A 15,283-nucleotide genomic window follows, 5' to 3' on the forward strand; every position below is an offset into this window, starting at 1 on the left:
GATTGTCGACATGTTTATTTAATGGTTTGTGACATGGAGTTTCGGCTTCATCCCCGTTCATGGTGTGTCGGGGGATTCGCCACGCTGATCAGTATAAATAGTGCACTGGTCGTTCTCAGCGGGATACTGGTCCGTCAATTGCTGAACCGATGTTCAGTCGAGCGCTCTCATCGCGTGATAGAACCGCTGGGCGGCGGTGACGTGGCCGACGACGGCGAACACGACCAGCAGCCAGCCGACCAGCGTCAGGCCGGCCAGCGTAGTTTGGACGAACGCAGCCACACCAGTCACGACACCGACGAGAGCAAGCCGGTCGGCGCGACCGAGCAGGCCGCCGTACACGCGGTCGAGGCCGACCGCTTGCGCTTGGGTCCCGAGATAGGAGGTCATCAGAACGCCGGTGACGGCGGCGATGCCCAGTTCCCACTGGCTCACGCCCGCGGCGAGGCCGACGATGATGCCGATGTCGGCGTAGCGGTCCAGCACGTGGTCCAGCAGGTCGCCGCCGGAGGACGCGACGTTTAGTTCCCGGGCGAGCGCGCCGTCCACGAGGTCGAGCCAGCCGTTCAGGAAGACCAGCACTGCGCCGCCGAGATACAGCAGCGGGTCCCGCGTCGCGACGGCGTACACGCTGCCGGCCCCCAGTGCGAGCAGGAACGCAATGACGCTGACGCCGTTGGGTGAGAGGCCGGCAACCTTGGCGGCGCTGACGAACGGGCCGAGTGCGCGGTCGGCCAGCGGGCGGAACTTATCGAGCGTCATAGCCAGTCGATGTAGGAGACGGTCCCCGCGCTCGGCTCGCGCTCCCCATCGACGACAGCCTGAATTTCACTCGCTACCTCGTCGGGGTCCCGGTCCGTCGTCTCGATCTCGTACACCGATTCCATGCCATGCTCCTCGACGGCTTCCCCGAGGATGACGTCGAGCGCCTCCGACTCCGCGTTCTCGTAGGCCTTCGAGTCATCGTCGCCGCGCTCCCGGAGCCGTTCGACGATGGTCTCGGGGTGGGCTCGCAGCACAATCACGCGGTCGGCGTCGAAGTGATGGGCGAGGTGGGATTCGAACAGCACGTCCTCGCGGCCGTCGAGCCACTCTGACAGGCCGTCGAGGTCGGCGACGAGGCTCCCGCGGTCCTCGTCGATACCCGTCGAGAATCCCTCGTCTTTGATGATTTCGTTGAGGTGGAGTACGTCGAGGTCGGTGTCGAGATGCTCCGTCGCCGTGGTCTTGCCCGTGCCCGGCGTCCCGGTGACGGCAACTCTCACGCCTCGACCACCTCGATGACCTCGTTCAGTACCGAGACGGCATGCTCGGTGTCCTCGCGGGTCCCGCAAGTGATTCTGATGCACTCGGGCAGTCCAAACGAGGAACAGTCGCGGATGATGACGCCACGCTCCTGTGCGGCGTCCGCGACGGCCGAGGCGTCGCCGACCTCTGCGAGGATGAAGTTCCCTGCGCTGTCCCGGGTCGGCGCGTCGAGTTCCTCGGCGATGTATTCTCGTGCCCACGCGGCAGTTTCGATGGAGCGCTCGACGTGCTCGTCGTCGTCAAGCGCTGCCAGCCCGGCCCGGCAGGCGAGTTCGCTGGCCGAGAACGGCGTGTTGATGCGGGCGTAGGCGTCGGCCCAGTCCTCGGGGACGACCGCGTAGCCGAGTCGAACGCCCGCGAGCCCGTAGGCCTTCGAAAACGTTCGCAGGAGCGCAACGTCGTCGCGGTCGTCCAGTAACGGCCGCTTGCTCGGCCGCTCGGAGAACTCTCCGTAGGCCTCGTCGACGACGACGAGTGTCTGTTCATCAGTCTCCTCGGCAATCGTTCGGACCGCGTCGGTCGAAAACTCCGCACCGGTCGGGTTGTGCGGGCTGGTGAGGTAGACGATTCGTTCGCCGTCGTAGTCCTTCAGGACAGTGTCGGCGGTCTGTGCGAAGTCGTCGGCCTTCGAGAGCGTGTACTCGTTGACTTCGCCGTGGTGATAGCGGGCGCTCATCGCGTAGTACGCGAAGCCCGGCGACGGGACGAGCACGTCCTGCCCGGGGTCGAGCATCGCCCGGGCGAGGCAGTCGAGCGCGCCGTCGCCGCCGTTGCTCAGCCACACCTGTTCGGGCGTGACATCCCACATGGCCGCCAGTTCGTCGACGAGGTCGGCGTGGGAGGCCTTCGGATAGGAGTGCATCCGCTCGGCCGCCCCGCGAATCGCCTCGACAGCGTCCGGGCTCGGCCCGTACATGTTCTCGTTCGACGCCAGCTTCACCATGTCGTCCGGGTCGAGACCGAGTTCCCGAGCGACCTCCTCGATACCGCGACCTGCCCGATAGACAGTGTGAGCGGAGAGGTCCCGTGGTTCCATGGCTGTGCAAAACGGACGGGGCGGCTTAAGCGTGCTCACATCGGGCGTGGCCGCGGCTTCCCAGTTAGCCCTACAGATAAATTCGCTGGCGGCTGCCGTGCGAAACCCGTCGATGACGGGTAAGGCACGGAATAGCACGCTCCCCACCGAATCCCTGTCAGTCGGTGGTAATGAGCGTTACGGTGGGCCACTGTCTACTCGCCGACAGCTACAGTCACCGAAAACGGTAACACACCATGGGTCCTGATAGTGTGCAATGCCGCTTCTCATCGATATCCGGAAACTCACGCTCATTACGCGACTCATTCAGGACGGAGCCGAGCAGGTCGCCGACTCGCTGGCGACGCTGGCCGGCGTTGACGCCGCCGTCGAGATCAAGAGCCTCTCGTTCGTCCAGCCGGAGGACATCGCCACGGAGATGGGTGGCGGGAACATCTACAGCGCTCGTGTTCGACTGACTGAACCGCCATACGGCGTGTTCCTGATGACGTTCGAGACAGAGACGGCCGCCGAAATCGCAGAGCTGATGACCGGCTCCAGTGTCGACGATGGATTCACACAACTCCATGAGTCCGCACTGCAGGAGATGTGCAACATCCTCACCTCGGGTTTCATCGACGGCATCGCGAACACGCTGAACGCGACGATCAACATGGGGACGCCGACAGTCGTACAGGACGACGCGACCGAAATCGCCGACAAAGCTCTCTCACACGTCCGCCGGGACTCGCTGACCATCGTGCTCGACTCGCTCGTCGACATCAAGGAGAGCGATGTGGCGTTCTCGCTGCGCATCTTCCTTATCCCCGACCCCGGCTCGTTCGTCCACCTCATCGACCAGCTGGACTACGATACGGACCGCGAGACGCACATCTCGGCGGACACCGACGCGGTCACAGAACTCGATATGTCCGGTGACGTGGACGCGCTCGACGCCTTCGATTCCTCGGAGTAACCACACCGAACCCACGACGTTGAAGAGGGTCGCGTCCAACCGCCGCATATGAGTGTCGTAAACGCGGCTGTCTTCGGGGTCCACCTGATATTCGCCGCGCTGTGGGCTGGAACCGTGTTGTTCATGACCTACGCCGTCCTCCCGACGGCGCTGAACGGCGACTCCTCGCCGGGGCCGCTGTCGGCGATTACCGGGAAGCTTCAGACGGTGTCACGGGCGAGCGCGCTGCTTCTGTTTCTGACGGGCGGGCATCTGGCGGCGACCCGCTACACCGCCGAGTCGCTGACGGGAACCGGTCGCGGCCACCTCGTCATCACGATGATCGTCCTGTGGTTCATTCTGGCCGGTCTCGTCGAGGTTGGCGCGTCGAAGCTCAGCGACGGCTTCGACCAGCAGAAGGTCCGCGAACCGGCACGGAACGCACGCCCGTTCCTGCTCGGGGCGTCTGTTGTGTCGATTCTGCTCCTGCTCGACGCCGGTGCGATTCTCGGCCTGTACTAAACGGCTGACACACCGGCTGTCGACTGCACCGTAAACCTGTACCAGCAGATACAAATCACTATCCAGCGTACCGAATCCCAATGTGGCCGTGGGGACACCTCGCCGTCGCTTATCTCGTCTACGTCGTCTACACTCGCCTTGACCCGACCCGTCGACAGACTGCGGCGACGCTGACCGCGCTGGCGGTGGGCTCGCAGTTCCCGGACCTGATCGACAAACCACTCGCTTGGACGGTCGGCGTCCTGCCGTCCGGGCGGTCTCTCGCTCACTCGCTGTTCACACTTCTCTTCCTTGCCGTGGTTCTACACCGCGTCGCCGCGTGGTATCGCAGAACGGACCTCTCGGAAGCGTTCACCATCGGTGCGTTCGTACACACTCTGACCGACATGAGCCCGACAGCCGTTGCGGGACTGCTCGGCGGTGACCTGTCACAGACCAAGTGGCTACGCTTTCTCGTCTGGCCGCTCCGGCCACCACCGCCGTACGCCAACGACACCTCCTTCGTCGAACAGTTCGCATCGCTCACTGTCGAGCCGTACGTCCTGTTCCAGTTCGGGCTGTTCGGTATCGCCGCCGTCGTGTGGATTGCCCACGGCGCGCCCGGACTCACATCGGTCACTCGTCGGAGCAAGGCAGTGGTCGCGGCGTTTTCTGATTAGAGCCGCTCGGCGACGTGGTCCGCGCACTTCAGCGCGAGCGCCGCGATGGTCAGCGTCGGGTTCATCGACCCGGCGGTGACGAACACCGACGAGGATGCGATTGAGAGATTCGCCACGTCGTGGGTCTGCAACTGTGGGTTGACCACGCTCGTCTCTGGGTCACTTCCCATCCGTGTCGTGCCCATGTGGTGGTACGCCGGCCCGGTGTCCGCCGGGCCGACTGTCCACGAGATGTCGACGCCCAACTCCGACAGCACGGTGTGTTGAATCTCGTTTGCGCGAGCCAGCGACCGCTCCAGTCGGTCGCCCCACGACCACTGGATGTCCGGTACCGGATTCCCGTGGTCGTCCGTCGTCGAGGTGTCCAGCGTCACCCGGTTTTCTTTCCGCGGTGGCTGGCCGACCAACCCACCCATCGCGATGCTGTTACCGTAGCTCTCTCGGAGGCTCGACAGCAAGGTGTCACCCCACTCCTCGCCGGAGAGCGCGAGTTCGACCGGCGACGGCCCGGCGTAGTTCAGAAACTCCAGTTTCAGCGGCGACAGCACCTCGTCGGTGGCCTCAACCACTGTCTTGTCATCCGCGACGCGTTCGACTGCCTGCCCGGGGTCGTCGTAGAACTGGTGACACTCGCTTGTGAGAAAGCCGACGTGGTTCTGACGCGTTTCCTGAGCGAGCGTGCCGCCAGCGCCGGCGAACAGGTGGTCCATGAAGTAGTGGCCGACCAGCCCCGAACTGTTCGCCAGCCCGTCCGGGTGGTCGTCGCTCTCCGATAGCAAGAGGAGTCGCGGCGTCTCGACGCCGCCGGCCGCGATGACGAACTCGCGGGCCGTCTGGCGGTGTTCGGTCCCGCCCGGCGTCGCGTAGACGGCCGCCTCGACGCGTCCCTCGGCGTCGGTAACGAGGCGCTGGACCGGGACGCGGTCGATGACGCGTGCCCCCTCGGCTTCGGCGTCCTCGATGTGGACGCTGGCGTCGTATTTCGCGCCCGAGGGACAAACTGGCTGGCAGGTCCCGTAGCCGACACACGGTCCGCGGCCGTCGTACGGCTCGGAGTTGCGGGCGTTGGGGACGGAGTGCATCGTGATGCCCAACCGCTCGCAGGCCTCGGCGAACAGCGAGTCGCTGTACGACGGCGGGAACCCGGGCAAGGGGTACTCGCCGTCTCGCGGCGGCGCGAAGGGGTTGTCCGCGTCGCCGGCGACGCCCAGCGCGTGCTCGGCGTCGGCGTAGTACGGCCGCAGGTCGTCGTAATCGATGGGCCACGCTGGGTCGTCGGTGTCGTGGCTCCCGTCGAAATCCGACGGGTGCAGCCGCATCACCATTCCCTGCCAGTGCAGCGTCGAGCCACCAACGCCTTTCACCCGCGAGATGTTCAGCGGGTAGTACCGCTCGCCGCTCGCACTGAACGCATCGCGGTCGCCGCCCATCTCCCAGACTGAGCCGTGGTCGCCGGGTCGGATCGCTGCCTCCATCTGCTGCTCTCGCTTCGCCCTGTCGAACCGCGGTCCGGCCTCTAGCACGACTACCTTCTGTCCGGCGCTGGCGAGGTGGCTTGCAATGAGTGCCCCCGCCGGTCCGGCCCCGACGACACAGACATCCGCCCGCTCGGACGGCTCCCGGTCCATCTCAGCAGGAGTTAGGTAAGCCTAAACTTATACGTTGGCATCTCAGGTGTTCTGTGTTGCCGTGTCAATTCGCTCACTGTGTTCGCTGCACGGGCGTGGCGGGACTGAGCGAAACCGCAGGTTTCGCGAGGGACGCCACGGCCGCGAGTGTGTTTCGAGCGGATGCGAGAAACCACGAAGCGGGCAGGGCGGGATTCGAACCGGACCGAGACTCGCTTCGCTCGTCTCGTAGGGTTCGAATCTCCGGGCCGTTACACACCTCGCCTTCGCTCGGTGGTAACGGGCGTGGCGGGATTCGAACCCGCGTTCTAGGGGTTAGGAACCCCTCGCCCTAGTCCACTAGGCCACACGCCCTATCGGGTGGTCGATTGAGCGGTGAAAAATGCTTTCGTTATCACTGTAGCCCGCTGAAAACGGAGAAGTGGTCGAGATTACGTCTCGGATTCCGTCGCTTTCTCGGAAGACTCGGCCGCGTCCACAGTGGACGCGTCGGCCCCCTCTGCAGCGCCGCCATCACGCATCTCTTCGAGTTCCTGCTCGACTTCTTCGCGCCCCTTCTGGAACTCGCCCATGGCTTCACCGGTCGACCGTGCCAGTTTTGGAATCTTGTTCGCGCCGAACAGCAGGACGGCGATGAGGAGGATGACCATCATCTCCGTCGTCCCGGGCATCCCCGGGAACAGTACTCCGGATGTCCCTAACATTGTATCCGAAGGTTACGTGGTTGCTATTATAACCTTTTTGCTCAGGAGGGCCTGCCGGGCGATTTATCGACGTCGAGACTTGTGTCGTGGCGCTGCGCTGGCATACTGGATGTAGACCGGAGCGGCGACACCCGGTGTTCACGGTTCGGTGTCGCTAGCCTGTGTCGGTATGTCGATAACTAGACCGCGCTATGTACACGGAACCGGGTCGATAGCTGGGGTGTCAGGTGACACGGCTCACGTGGCCATGTTCTGCGGTCGCGGTCTGTCCGTCTTTGGGTTCGCACCCGCACCACCGGCTAGCCCGTCGATTTATCATCTGTTGATTAATCTACCGCTTGTCGGGGACAGCGCGGTCAGGCGACTCCGCCGCCCGGGAATATAACTACTGTCGGGCGCTCAGAGATACCAGATGCCGGCTGATAGTCATACGATGGAAGTCAGAAGTGGGGAAGAGGTAACGATTCGGCCGATCAAACCCGTCGGAGAGGACGTCGTTCGAGTCGACATTGAGGCTGACGGAGTATGGCGACTCGATATCACGCGCGAGGGAGAAATCGCGGATATCGTCACGACCCGTGACGCTGACGGGGCACTCGCGGACCGAGAGTTACCGGAGTGGATCGACGAAGTCACGGCGAAGTTCGCCCAGTTCTGAGTGCGTCGGGACTCGTCCACGTCGGAAAGGGTTTTACCTGCCACGACCAAGGTCGCCAGTATGGTATCAGTCGGAGATGCTGCACCTGATTTCACGGCACCGATCGCCAACGGCGACGTTGACGAGATGACACTATCCGAGGCAGTTGACGACGGGCCTGTCGTGCTCGCGTTCTTCCCGGGGGCGTTCACCAGCGTGTGCAGCCACGAAATGAACTCGTTCCAAGACCGACTCGATGAGCTCACTGAGGCAGGGGCGACGCTGTACGGTGTCAGCATCGATACACCGTTCTCACAGAACGCGTTCCGGGACGAACTGGGGCTTGAATTCGACCTCGTCAGTGACTCCGGGCGGGAGATCGTCGATGCCTATGACATTTCGATGGACTTCGAGGCACTCGGTGTTCCGAACGTCGCCAAGCGGGCCGTCTTCGTTATCGATGAGGGCCGAGAAGTCACGTACGCATGGGTCAGCGACGACCCCGGCGTCGAACCGGACTACGACGAAGTTATCGACGCTGCCACCTGATCGCGCCGGTGGGGGATTTTTCGCTATGGGTCGTCTGGGATGTGATATGAGCGTTGACAGAGACGAGACCGGCGGCCGAATTTACGACCCCGAGGCAGAGCATGCGTTCCCGGACGGACGACTGAACGCAGTTCTCGACACTATCACGACTGACGAGGAGATTCAGGCGTATCTCGAAGCCCAGAACATCAACCCCGTCGCGCGCAAGCAGTACAACGATCACGGCGCGAAACACATCGGTATTGTTCGGAACCGAGCGCTGTGTCTGTATGACCTCCTCAAACAGGGCGGCGTCGAGTTCAACGGTGCGGCCGACCACGGCCTCGACGAGGCTGACGAGGCCGTCATCATCGCGCTTGCGACGACGCTCCACGACATCGGCCACGTCGTCCATCGGGACTCACATCCGTACTATTCGATTCCGCTGGCGGCCGACATCCTCGATGACATCCTTCCGGAGTTCTACGACATCCGTCAGGCGGTTCAGGTAAAGGGCGAGGTACTCCATGCCATTCTCTGCCATCACACCGAGGAAAACCCGCTGACGCTGGAAGCCGGCGTCGTTCGCGTCGCCGACGCTCTGGACATGGAGCGTGGCCGGTCGCGGATTCCGTACAAGCGCGGCGGTCGCGGAATCGATACCGTCTCTAGTCAGGCTATCGAGACGGTGACGCTGAGCGCAGGCGACGATTACTCTGTCCTCGTCGAAATCGCGATGAACAACGCGGCTGGCGTCTATCAGGTCGACAATCTCCTGAAAGCCAAGCTCAAAGACTCTGGCTTGGAGGAACACGTCCGTATCGTCGCGCTCAACACCCGAGAAGACGGCAATCAGATCGTCGAACGGATCGAACTCTAAACCGGAGCGACACAACGGTTTTGTACCGTGCTTCCCTAGCTGTGTCTATGAGTCTCACACCCATGGATGAGCCACGGGGTGCCCGGGGCGGGACGGCCGACGGCGACGTGCCGCCGCCCTCGCTTCTGGAACGGGCAACGCATCGGGTGCGCTCAGCCATTGAGACTACTTCGATTGGGGAGAAATGTCTCCAGTGGCTCGATACGCGTGGTCGGGACAAGCCACAGTCGAAGATTCACACTGACGGGTTCGCCGATGACGTCGTTGCGCCGCCGAAGTGCCCGTCGATCAGTGACCTTCCGACGCGGTCACGGCCGTTTACGTACCCGACCCGAAATCACGCGGAAACCAACACCGTTGATCTTGTCGCAATTGAGTCCGGCGACCGACTGACGGTGACCCACCCGGATAGCGCTGAGGCGAAAATTTCGTCCAACGTGTGGGAAGCTGTTGAGCAGTAAGCGCGTCTGCCGGCCCGTTTTTCTGTCGCTGAACGAACAACCGATGGAGGCCACCCGTCTGATAGCGTTTGGAAAGAAGAAAACAGCGGACGGGAGAACGGATGCCTCAGTCAGAGGTCGTACTGTGCGATGTTGCTGGAGCCACAGGCAGGGCAGGTCGAGCTATCCGTTTCGATGGTGGTTCCACAGCGTCGACACTCCAGATGTGACCGCTGTTGAGTCCCCACGGCCCGGCGTAATCGCTCGAGCATATTGCCGGACAAGGGACCGGGGACTGATATAATCGGGCAATGCACGGTGAAAGTGAAAACCGCAGGACATGACTCCGATTCCGATGGCCCGTCAGCCGAACGTCAGACGCCGCTGTCACACCATCTGTCTTGCACAGCTACCTCAGCTACGCACTGGCCTGCTTATGTCGGTCCCGCTTGCCGAACGCGTACAGAAGCGCCAGAAACAGGCCGACTGCGACCAGCCAGATCACAACCAGCCAGAGCACTAGCAACTGGACCCCACTCCCGTGCATGAACTGTAAGCATCAGTGTCGGTACTTAATTAGTAGCACTGTATCGGGAACGGATACAGTGTCACACAGCAGATTATGCCGTGGATAACGATGCAACCGGCGTCGGCCGCTTCCCCAACAGCCTACCCGACTCGGTGCGCACGAGCACTGCCCTCCTGTCGGCTGGGTGGTCCCAGACGCTCGTTCGTCTGGGACACGCCCAGACGTTTTTGTTCGCGCTGACGTAGCCACGCTCGATGACAGGAACTGCCGCAGCCGAGCCCACTGTGACGACGTTCACGTCGACCGTCGACCGTATCGATTCGACCGCCGTCGTGCTAACGGAAACGTACTTCTACGCCGAAGGCGGCGGACAGCCGGCGGATCGAGGAACACTCGATGGTGTCGAGGTCGTCGACGTACAGCACCGAAACGGCGATATCGTCCACGAGCTGGCCGAGCCGCCGTCTTTCGACACGGGCGAGACAGTCAAAGGCCAGATTGATACGGCGTTTCGGACGTACTGCATGCGTGCCCACACAGCCAGTCACGTCCTCTATGGTGCTGGTCGCCGGCTGCTGTCTGATCTCGGCTACGGCGGTTTCGATATTAGCGCGACGGTCTCGGACGACGCCGGTGGCGACGACTTCGGGCCAGCTATCGACGGAAAAGTGCGGGTGGATTTCGAAACAACGACCGAGATCGACGACGAGATACTCACCGAACTTGAACGGCTGACCAACCGCGCTGTCTGGGAATCCTACGACGTGAGCTGGGAAGAAATTCCGCGTGACGAGGCACTGGACCGCGACGACATCGCGTTCAACACAAAGACAGAGGAGGGAATCGAAGGCGAGACGGTCCGGGTCGTTACCATCGACGACTGGGACGTGGCAGCCTGTGGTGGAACACACGTCGAGAACACGCGGGGAATCGGGCCGGTGACGGTTCTCAGTCGGTCCAACCCCGGCGAGGGACTCACTCGCGTCGAGTTCGCCGTCGGTCCGCGAGCGATCCGCCAGCGCGCGACCGAGCACGAGCGGGCGATGACGGCCGCTCAGTCGCTGGATACGAACGTTGCCGAACTCCCGGCCGCTGTCGACGGACTCCAGTCGGAGCGCAACGACCTCCGGGAAACGGTTTCGAGCCTCCAGGAGCGCCTCGTGGATTCCCGTCTCGCTGATCTGCGCGACAACGCTATCGAAGCGGATGGACAGACGTGGCTCGTCGGGACCGTGGCGGGGCTCGACGCGAATGCGCTCGCTGACCGGGCGGAGTCCGCCGCCGCCGATGATATTGACGTGGCCGCGCTGGTCGACGCCGATGGCAAATATCTGGGGGTCGCAACGAACGGCGGCGTCGACGCCAGCGAGGTGGTCGAGCGGGTGACCACAGAGTTCGGTGGCGGTGGCGGCGGACGACCGACGGTCGCACAGGCTGGGGGACTCGGTGCTGACGGGGCTGATATTGTTACGTTCCTCCGGAACGTGCCAGAGGCGTAAGCCGTGACGGCTGACCTCAATCGCTACGGTTCGGCGACCCGTTGAGCCGCGCGACCTCGTTTCGAAGCGCGTCCCGTTTCAGCAGCGCGAACCCGATGAGGATACAGCCGAATCCGACGCCCGTGTAGACGGTCGGCGTCTCACTCAGGAACAGCAGCCCGGTGGCGGCGGCGACGACCGGGGCGGCGTAGGAGACGAGGTTGATTTCGATGGGCCCCAGTCGCTCCAGCAGGTCGAAGTAGATGAGAAAGCCCAGCGCGCTGGCGACGACAACCAGATACAGCAGGGCCAGCACGGCTTCAGCAGTCCACTGGACGGCAGCAATCGATTCTGAGGCACCGAGGCTGACACCATGCATAAGCACTGCACCGAGGAGCATCGACCACGCTTCCATCGTCTCGATTTCCAAACCGTCGTCGAACCGACGTGTCAGGACACTCCCGAGGGCGAACGACACTGTCGCGAGGAACACCAGAAACAGCGATACAGTTCGGGGGTTGAGGAGGTTCCTCGGGTCGGGGTTGCTGAGAACACCGACACCGACGAACCCAACGAGGAGGCCGATGATACCCAGCGTCGTGAGCCGTTCGTCCGGAAGGAACGCACGCGCGAACCCGGTCGTGAGGATCGGCGAAAGGCTGACGACGATAGCGGCGGCGGCACTGGTGGTCCCCTGCTCGCCGACGAAGAGGAAGATGTGGTACGCGGCGATCAGGAGCGAGCCGCCGATACCCACGACGATCCAGTCGGTCCGCCCCTTCGGGACCCACTGATCCGTCGCGTACACCGCGTAGCCGAGCATCAACACCCCAGCGAGATCGTACCGGAACGCCGCGAACAGGATCGGCGGGAAGTACTCTAGCCCGGCTTTGATGGCGGTGAAAGCGCTTCCCCACGCGATAGCGAGCGCGATGAAGAGGATGGCGTTGCGGAACCGCATCGTCGGTTCAGTCGGCCGCCTCGCCGTTGTCTCCCGGCTCGTAGGTCTCTGCGATGGCGTCGAGGGCCTCGTGGTGTTCCGTCGTGTGTGGCGCGGTCAGCGGTGAGACGCTGACCTTCCCGTCGACGACGGCGCGGCGGTCGGTCCCCTCGGGGTCGGGGATGTCGCCATCGGCCATGTGTTCCCAGATACGGTCGTGGAGCATCACGGCGTCGCCCTCCTTGACAGCGTCCATCTCGTAGAGATGGGACGGGCGCGTGACTGTCATCTCCGCGTCGCCCCACTCGGCGACGGGCGCGTTGACGTTCAGGTAGTCACATTGCTCGAACACGCCGGCGTCGATGGCGTGGTCAGCGAGATAGCTCGTCGCTTGCTTGGCCTCGCCGTAGCTCTCTCCGTTAGCTTCGATATCGGAGAAGGCAGCGTCTTCGCGGACCGGGATGTACATCGAGACGGCTATCGCTGGCACGTCGAAGAAGGTGGCCTCGACGGCGGCGCTGACGGTCCCCGAGCGGCCGAGGACGTACGCGCCGAGGTTCGCCCCGCGGTTACAGCCCGCGACGACGAGGTCGGCATCAGTGACGAGCGCTTCGAGCCCCGCCACGACGCAGTCAGAGGGTGTCCCCTCGACAGCGTAGCCGAGGTCGTGCTCGTGGACGGTCACTTCGTGGGAAATAGCCCGACCGACCGCGCTCTGGTCCTCCGCCGGGGCGACCGCAGTCACGTCGCCGACTGTCGAGAGCCCGTCGTACACCGCCCGGAGGCCGGCGCTCTCGATGCCGTCGTCGTTTGTCAGCAGAATCGTCGGCTCGTCCATACGCTCCGTCAGGCCGTCTGTGAGAAAAGCCCACCGCTAGCGGGCCCGGTCGACGACCGTCTCGCCATCGACAACGACGTTGTACGCTTCCTCGTCGTCGTTCCAGAGCACCAAGGCGTTCTCGAAGGACAGCAGGTCGCCGTAGTCGGCCGTCCGGAGGTCTTCGTTCAGTATCGAGGACTCGGTGAGGACGGCGAAGTGGTCGACCTGCTGGCTGCCGTCGCCCAGCAGATACAGCGGGTTCGCGCCCTCCCGTTCGGCGAGGTCGTGGCTGAGCTTGACCCCGAGGAAGTTCACCCGGTCGGTGACGTAGTTCTCGGCGTCGGCCATCGGCGCGTGGATGCCCCGGTCGGGCGTCACGTCGTGCTTGCGCTTGCCGTCGGTTCGCAGGACGCTGTAGGCGAACTGCACGTCCGTGTTGACGAACTCGCCGGTCCCCTCGGCAGGCTCGTCGAGGCGCTGTTGCATCGTCGGCACCTCGATGTCGGGCTTGCGGTCGAACGACCACGACTCGCCATTGGGCGATTGGTGGGGCCAGAGCCGCACCGTCGGCCCGTACACCGTCGCCGGGCCGCCGTCGGCGACCTCGCGCTCAACTGTTCGGAGCTGTATCGCCGTGTTCCGGTCGGCCGGGGCCAGCGCCAGCAGCGTCCCGTCGTCAGAAAGCACCTCGACGTACCGGTAGAGGGTCGCCGCCGCGTCGTCGAGTTCGCTGAGGACGTTGCCGAAGATGATGAGGTCGTACTCCGCTGCATCCGCTCCTGTGGGCTCGAACGCCTCTGCGAGCGCCCGGTGAATTTCCCAGCGGACGTTCTGACCGCTGTCTTCGAGGAGTTCCTCCAGCACGTCCGCGGCGGCGCTCGGTTCGACCGCGTGGTAGTCAAGCAGGGCGTCGTCCGGCAGCAGGTCGCGCAGGGCGAGCGCCGGGCCACCGACGCCGGCACCCACGTCCAGCACCCGGAGCTGTGACGGAAGCAGGCCGTCCGCGGCGAGGTCCGCGAGGACGTACTTCGCCACGGCGTAGTAGTCCGGAAGGTGATAGACGGCGTAACCGAGTGCGGTCAGTTCGTCGTACTCGACGGGCTGTCCCTGAAGATACCGCTCTTTGATGTCGCGGATTCGCTCGCGGAGCTCGTCACCGCGTTCGCCGTCGTACCACTCCAGCCCACCCCACTCCGTCAGCAGGTCCATGACCTGCTGTTCGTAGCGGTCGGGGAACCGCTCGACGCCGTGGAAGGGCACCGAGAGCCGTCCCTCGGGGGCCGGGACGAAGGTCCCGTCGTCCTGCTCGACGATGCCAAGGTCGAACGCCTCCTCCCGGAGCACCTGTTTGACGACGGCGGGATGAGGCTGGCCCTCGACGTATTCCTGTAGCTCCTCGGGGTCCAGCGGCCGGACGTTCCGGAGGTACTGGGCGTTCTCGCGTATCTGCTGGCGTGTATCTTGGTTCATGAGAGTTGTTCGTACAACCGTTCGAAAGTGTCTGCGTCGGCGTCGGCGAGTTCGCTGGCGGCGTCGGCGACCGCGTCCGCGCCGTCGAAGGCGTCTTGTATGTCGGAATACACTCGCGGGTCACCGCCGGTGACCTGCTCGACGAGGTCGAACAGGCCGGCCGAAATCGGCGTCTGGAACCGGTCGGGTACGTCGGCGGCGGCTATCGCGAACGCGAGGACAGCCGCGTGGGCGCTCGCCTGCACTGTTTCCATGGCTTCGTCGTGTTCCGCCGCCGTCGTCTCGAAGCAGTTGTTCCCGGCCTCGGCAAGTGCGTCGATGACGGCGTCAGCGTCGGGTCCCGATGCGTCGGTAACGACAGCGACGTTGCCCGGCGCGTTTTCGGGGGCAAACAGCGGGTGAAGGCTGAGTCGCTGACCGTCGGGTATGGCGTCCCGCATCGCCCCAATGGGGCCAGCCATGCTCCCAGTCACGTCGACGATTGCACCCGTGGCCAGCGGCGCGAACTCGTCGATAGCCGTCTCGGCCACGGGCATCGGCACCGCGATACAGACGACATCGAAAGTCTCAGTCGCGTCGCTGGCGACAGCGCGCCCGTCGATTGCGTCGGCAGCGGCTTCAGCGGCCGACTGATCGAGGTCGGTGAAGGCGACGGACGCGTCGGCGTGGGCCTGAACCGTGCGCGCGAACCATTGGCCCATCGCGCCAGCGCCAACGACGAGGACGTTCATCGGCCCAGCGTAGCCCGTCCCGTCTCAAAAGCCGTTCGG

General features: G+C 63.9%; 18 protein-coding genes and 1 tRNA gene. 8 read left to right on the plus strand and 11 right to left on the minus strand.

From position 1 onward, the window contains the following. Window positions 1–153: 153 nt before the first annotated feature. The 3 genes from Har1129_RS01755 to hisC are packed head-to-tail and all read right to left on the minus strand — an operon-like array spanning window position 154 to window position 2,344. Window positions 154–762: a CDP-alcohol phosphatidyltransferase family protein gene (locus tag Har1129_RS01755; RefSeq protein ID WP_151099090.1), complete on the minus strand. Its 609-nt coding sequence runs from the start codon at window positions 760–762 to the stop codon at window positions 154–156. Continuing rightward, window positions 759–1,265: an adenylate kinase family protein gene (locus tag Har1129_RS01760; protein ID WP_151099091.1), complete on the minus strand. Its 507-nt coding sequence runs from the start codon at window positions 1,263–1,265 to the stop codon at window positions 759–761. The genes Har1129_RS01755 and Har1129_RS01760 overlap by 4 nt, the downstream gene beginning before the upstream one ends. Then, a complete protein-coding gene (hisC, locus tag Har1129_RS01765; RefSeq protein WP_151099092.1) occupies window positions 1,262–2,344 on the minus strand; it encodes a histidinol-phosphate transaminase in 1,083 nt (360 codons plus the stop codon). The genes Har1129_RS01760 and hisC overlap by 4 nt, the downstream gene beginning before the upstream one ends. Before the next feature lie 256 nt (window positions 2,345–2,600). Here hisC and Har1129_RS01770 point away from each other — a divergent pair, with 256 nt between their 5' ends. The 3 genes from Har1129_RS01770 (at window position 2,601) to Har1129_RS01780 (ending at window position 4,459) form a co-directional block, all read left to right on the plus strand. After that, complete coding sequence (locus Har1129_RS01770; RefSeq protein ID WP_151099093.1) at window positions 2,601–3,299, plus strand: chemotaxis protein CheC; 699 nt, start codon at window positions 2,601–2,603, stop codon at window positions 3,297–3,299. Between the two features lie 48 nt (window positions 3,300–3,347). Further along, window positions 3,348–3,800 (plus strand): transporter, encoded by a 453-nt coding sequence (locus tag Har1129_RS01775; RefSeq protein ID WP_151099094.1) that lies wholly within the window; start codon window positions 3,348–3,350, stop codon window positions 3,798–3,800. A gap of 80 nt (window positions 3,801–3,880) precedes the next feature. Then, window positions 3,881–4,459, plus strand: a complete 579-nt coding sequence (locus tag Har1129_RS01780) for a metal-dependent hydrolase (protein WP_151099095.1) — start codon at window positions 3,881–3,883, stop codon at window positions 4,457–4,459. On the opposite strand, the gene Har1129_RS01785 is transcribed toward Har1129_RS01780, so the two are convergent. From Har1129_RS01785 to Har1129_RS01795, 3 genes are all read right to left on the minus strand, one after another. Further along, a complete protein-coding gene (locus tag Har1129_RS01785) occupies window positions 4,456–6,087 on the minus strand; it encodes a GMC family oxidoreductase (RefSeq protein WP_151099096.1) in 1,632 nt (543 codons plus the stop codon). The genes Har1129_RS01780 and Har1129_RS01785 overlap by 4 nt on opposite strands. Before the next feature lie 280 nt (window positions 6,088–6,367). Continuing rightward, window positions 6,368–6,441: transfer RNA gene (locus Har1129_RS01790), tRNA-Arg, on the minus strand. A 77-nt stretch (window positions 6,442–6,518) separates the two neighbouring features. After that, the gene (locus Har1129_RS01795; protein ID WP_151102063.1) at window positions 6,519–6,758 is read right to left on the minus strand and encodes a twin-arginine translocase TatA/TatE family subunit; all 240 of its coding nucleotides are present in this window, start codon (window positions 6,756–6,758) and stop codon (window positions 6,519–6,521) included. Between the two features lie 466 nt (window positions 6,759–7,224). Here Har1129_RS01795 and Har1129_RS01800 point away from each other — a divergent pair, with 466 nt between their 5' ends. Genes Har1129_RS01800 through Har1129_RS01815 form a run of 4 tightly spaced genes read left to right on the plus strand, consistent with a single transcriptional unit; the run spans window position 7,225 to window position 9,297 of the window. Then, window positions 7,225–7,449: a hypothetical protein gene (locus Har1129_RS01800; RefSeq protein ID WP_225307715.1), complete on the plus strand. Its 225-nt coding sequence runs from the start codon at window positions 7,225–7,227 to the stop codon at window positions 7,447–7,449. A 60-nt stretch (window positions 7,450–7,509) separates the two neighbouring features. Further along, the gene (locus Har1129_RS01805; RefSeq protein WP_151099098.1) at window positions 7,510–7,977 is read left to right on the plus strand and encodes a redoxin domain-containing protein; all 468 of its coding nucleotides are present in this window, start codon (window positions 7,510–7,512) and stop codon (window positions 7,975–7,977) included. 46 nt (window positions 7,978–8,023) lie between these two features. Next, window positions 8,024–8,836, plus strand: a complete 813-nt coding sequence (locus Har1129_RS01810) for an HD domain-containing protein (RefSeq protein ID WP_151099099.1) — start codon at window positions 8,024–8,026, stop codon at window positions 8,834–8,836. A 47-nt stretch (window positions 8,837–8,883) separates the two neighbouring features. Continuing rightward, window positions 8,884–9,297 carry a hypothetical protein gene (locus tag Har1129_RS01815; RefSeq protein ID WP_225307716.1) on the plus strand — a complete coding sequence of 138 codons (414 nt, stop codon included), beginning with the start codon at window positions 8,884–8,886 and terminating at the stop codon, window positions 9,295–9,297. A gap of 397 nt (window positions 9,298–9,694) precedes the next feature. On the opposite strand, the gene Har1129_RS21120 is transcribed toward Har1129_RS01815, so the two are convergent. After that, the gene (locus Har1129_RS21120) at window positions 9,695–9,823 is read right to left on the minus strand and encodes a hypothetical protein (protein ID WP_255518324.1); all 129 of its coding nucleotides are present in this window, start codon (window positions 9,821–9,823) and stop codon (window positions 9,695–9,697) included. A gap of 236 nt (window positions 9,824–10,059) precedes the next feature. Between Har1129_RS21120 and Har1129_RS01820 the strand changes: the two genes are divergently transcribed. After that, on the plus strand, window positions 10,060–11,304 hold the full coding sequence (locus Har1129_RS01820) for a DHHA1 domain-containing protein (protein ID WP_151099100.1): 1,245 nt from the start codon (window positions 10,060–10,062) through the stop codon (window positions 11,302–11,304). 16 nt (window positions 11,305–11,320) lie between these two features. Here Har1129_RS01820 and Har1129_RS01825 read toward each other — a convergent pair whose 3' ends face one another. From Har1129_RS01825 to Har1129_RS01840, 4 genes are read right to left on the minus strand one after another with little or no spacing between them, the layout of a single operon-like run. Next, entirely contained in the window at window positions 11,321–12,244 is a 924-nt protein-coding gene (locus Har1129_RS01825; RefSeq protein ID WP_151099101.1) for a DMT family transporter, read from the minus strand. A gap of 7 nt (window positions 12,245–12,251) precedes the next feature. Beyond that, window positions 12,252–13,061: a 5'/3'-nucleotidase SurE gene (gene surE, locus Har1129_RS01830; RefSeq protein ID WP_151099102.1), complete on the minus strand. Its 810-nt coding sequence runs from the start codon at window positions 13,059–13,061 to the stop codon at window positions 12,252–12,254. A 36-nt stretch (window positions 13,062–13,097) separates the two neighbouring features. After that, window positions 13,098–14,513: a small ribosomal subunit Rsm22 family protein gene (locus Har1129_RS01835; RefSeq protein WP_151099103.1), complete on the minus strand. Its 1,416-nt coding sequence runs from the start codon at window positions 14,511–14,513 to the stop codon at window positions 13,098–13,100. Then, window positions 14,510–15,244: a prephenate dehydrogenase/arogenate dehydrogenase family protein gene (locus tag Har1129_RS01840; RefSeq protein ID WP_151099104.1), complete on the minus strand. Its 735-nt coding sequence runs from the start codon at window positions 15,242–15,244 to the stop codon at window positions 14,510–14,512. The genes Har1129_RS01835 and Har1129_RS01840 overlap by 4 nt, the downstream gene beginning before the upstream one ends. Window positions 15,245–15,283 lie beyond the last annotated feature (39 nt).

The sequence above is a fragment of the Haloarcula sp. CBA1129 genome (assembly GCF_008729015.1).
Lineage (GTDB): Archaea > Halobacteriota > Halobacteria > Halobacteriales > Haloarculaceae > Haloarcula.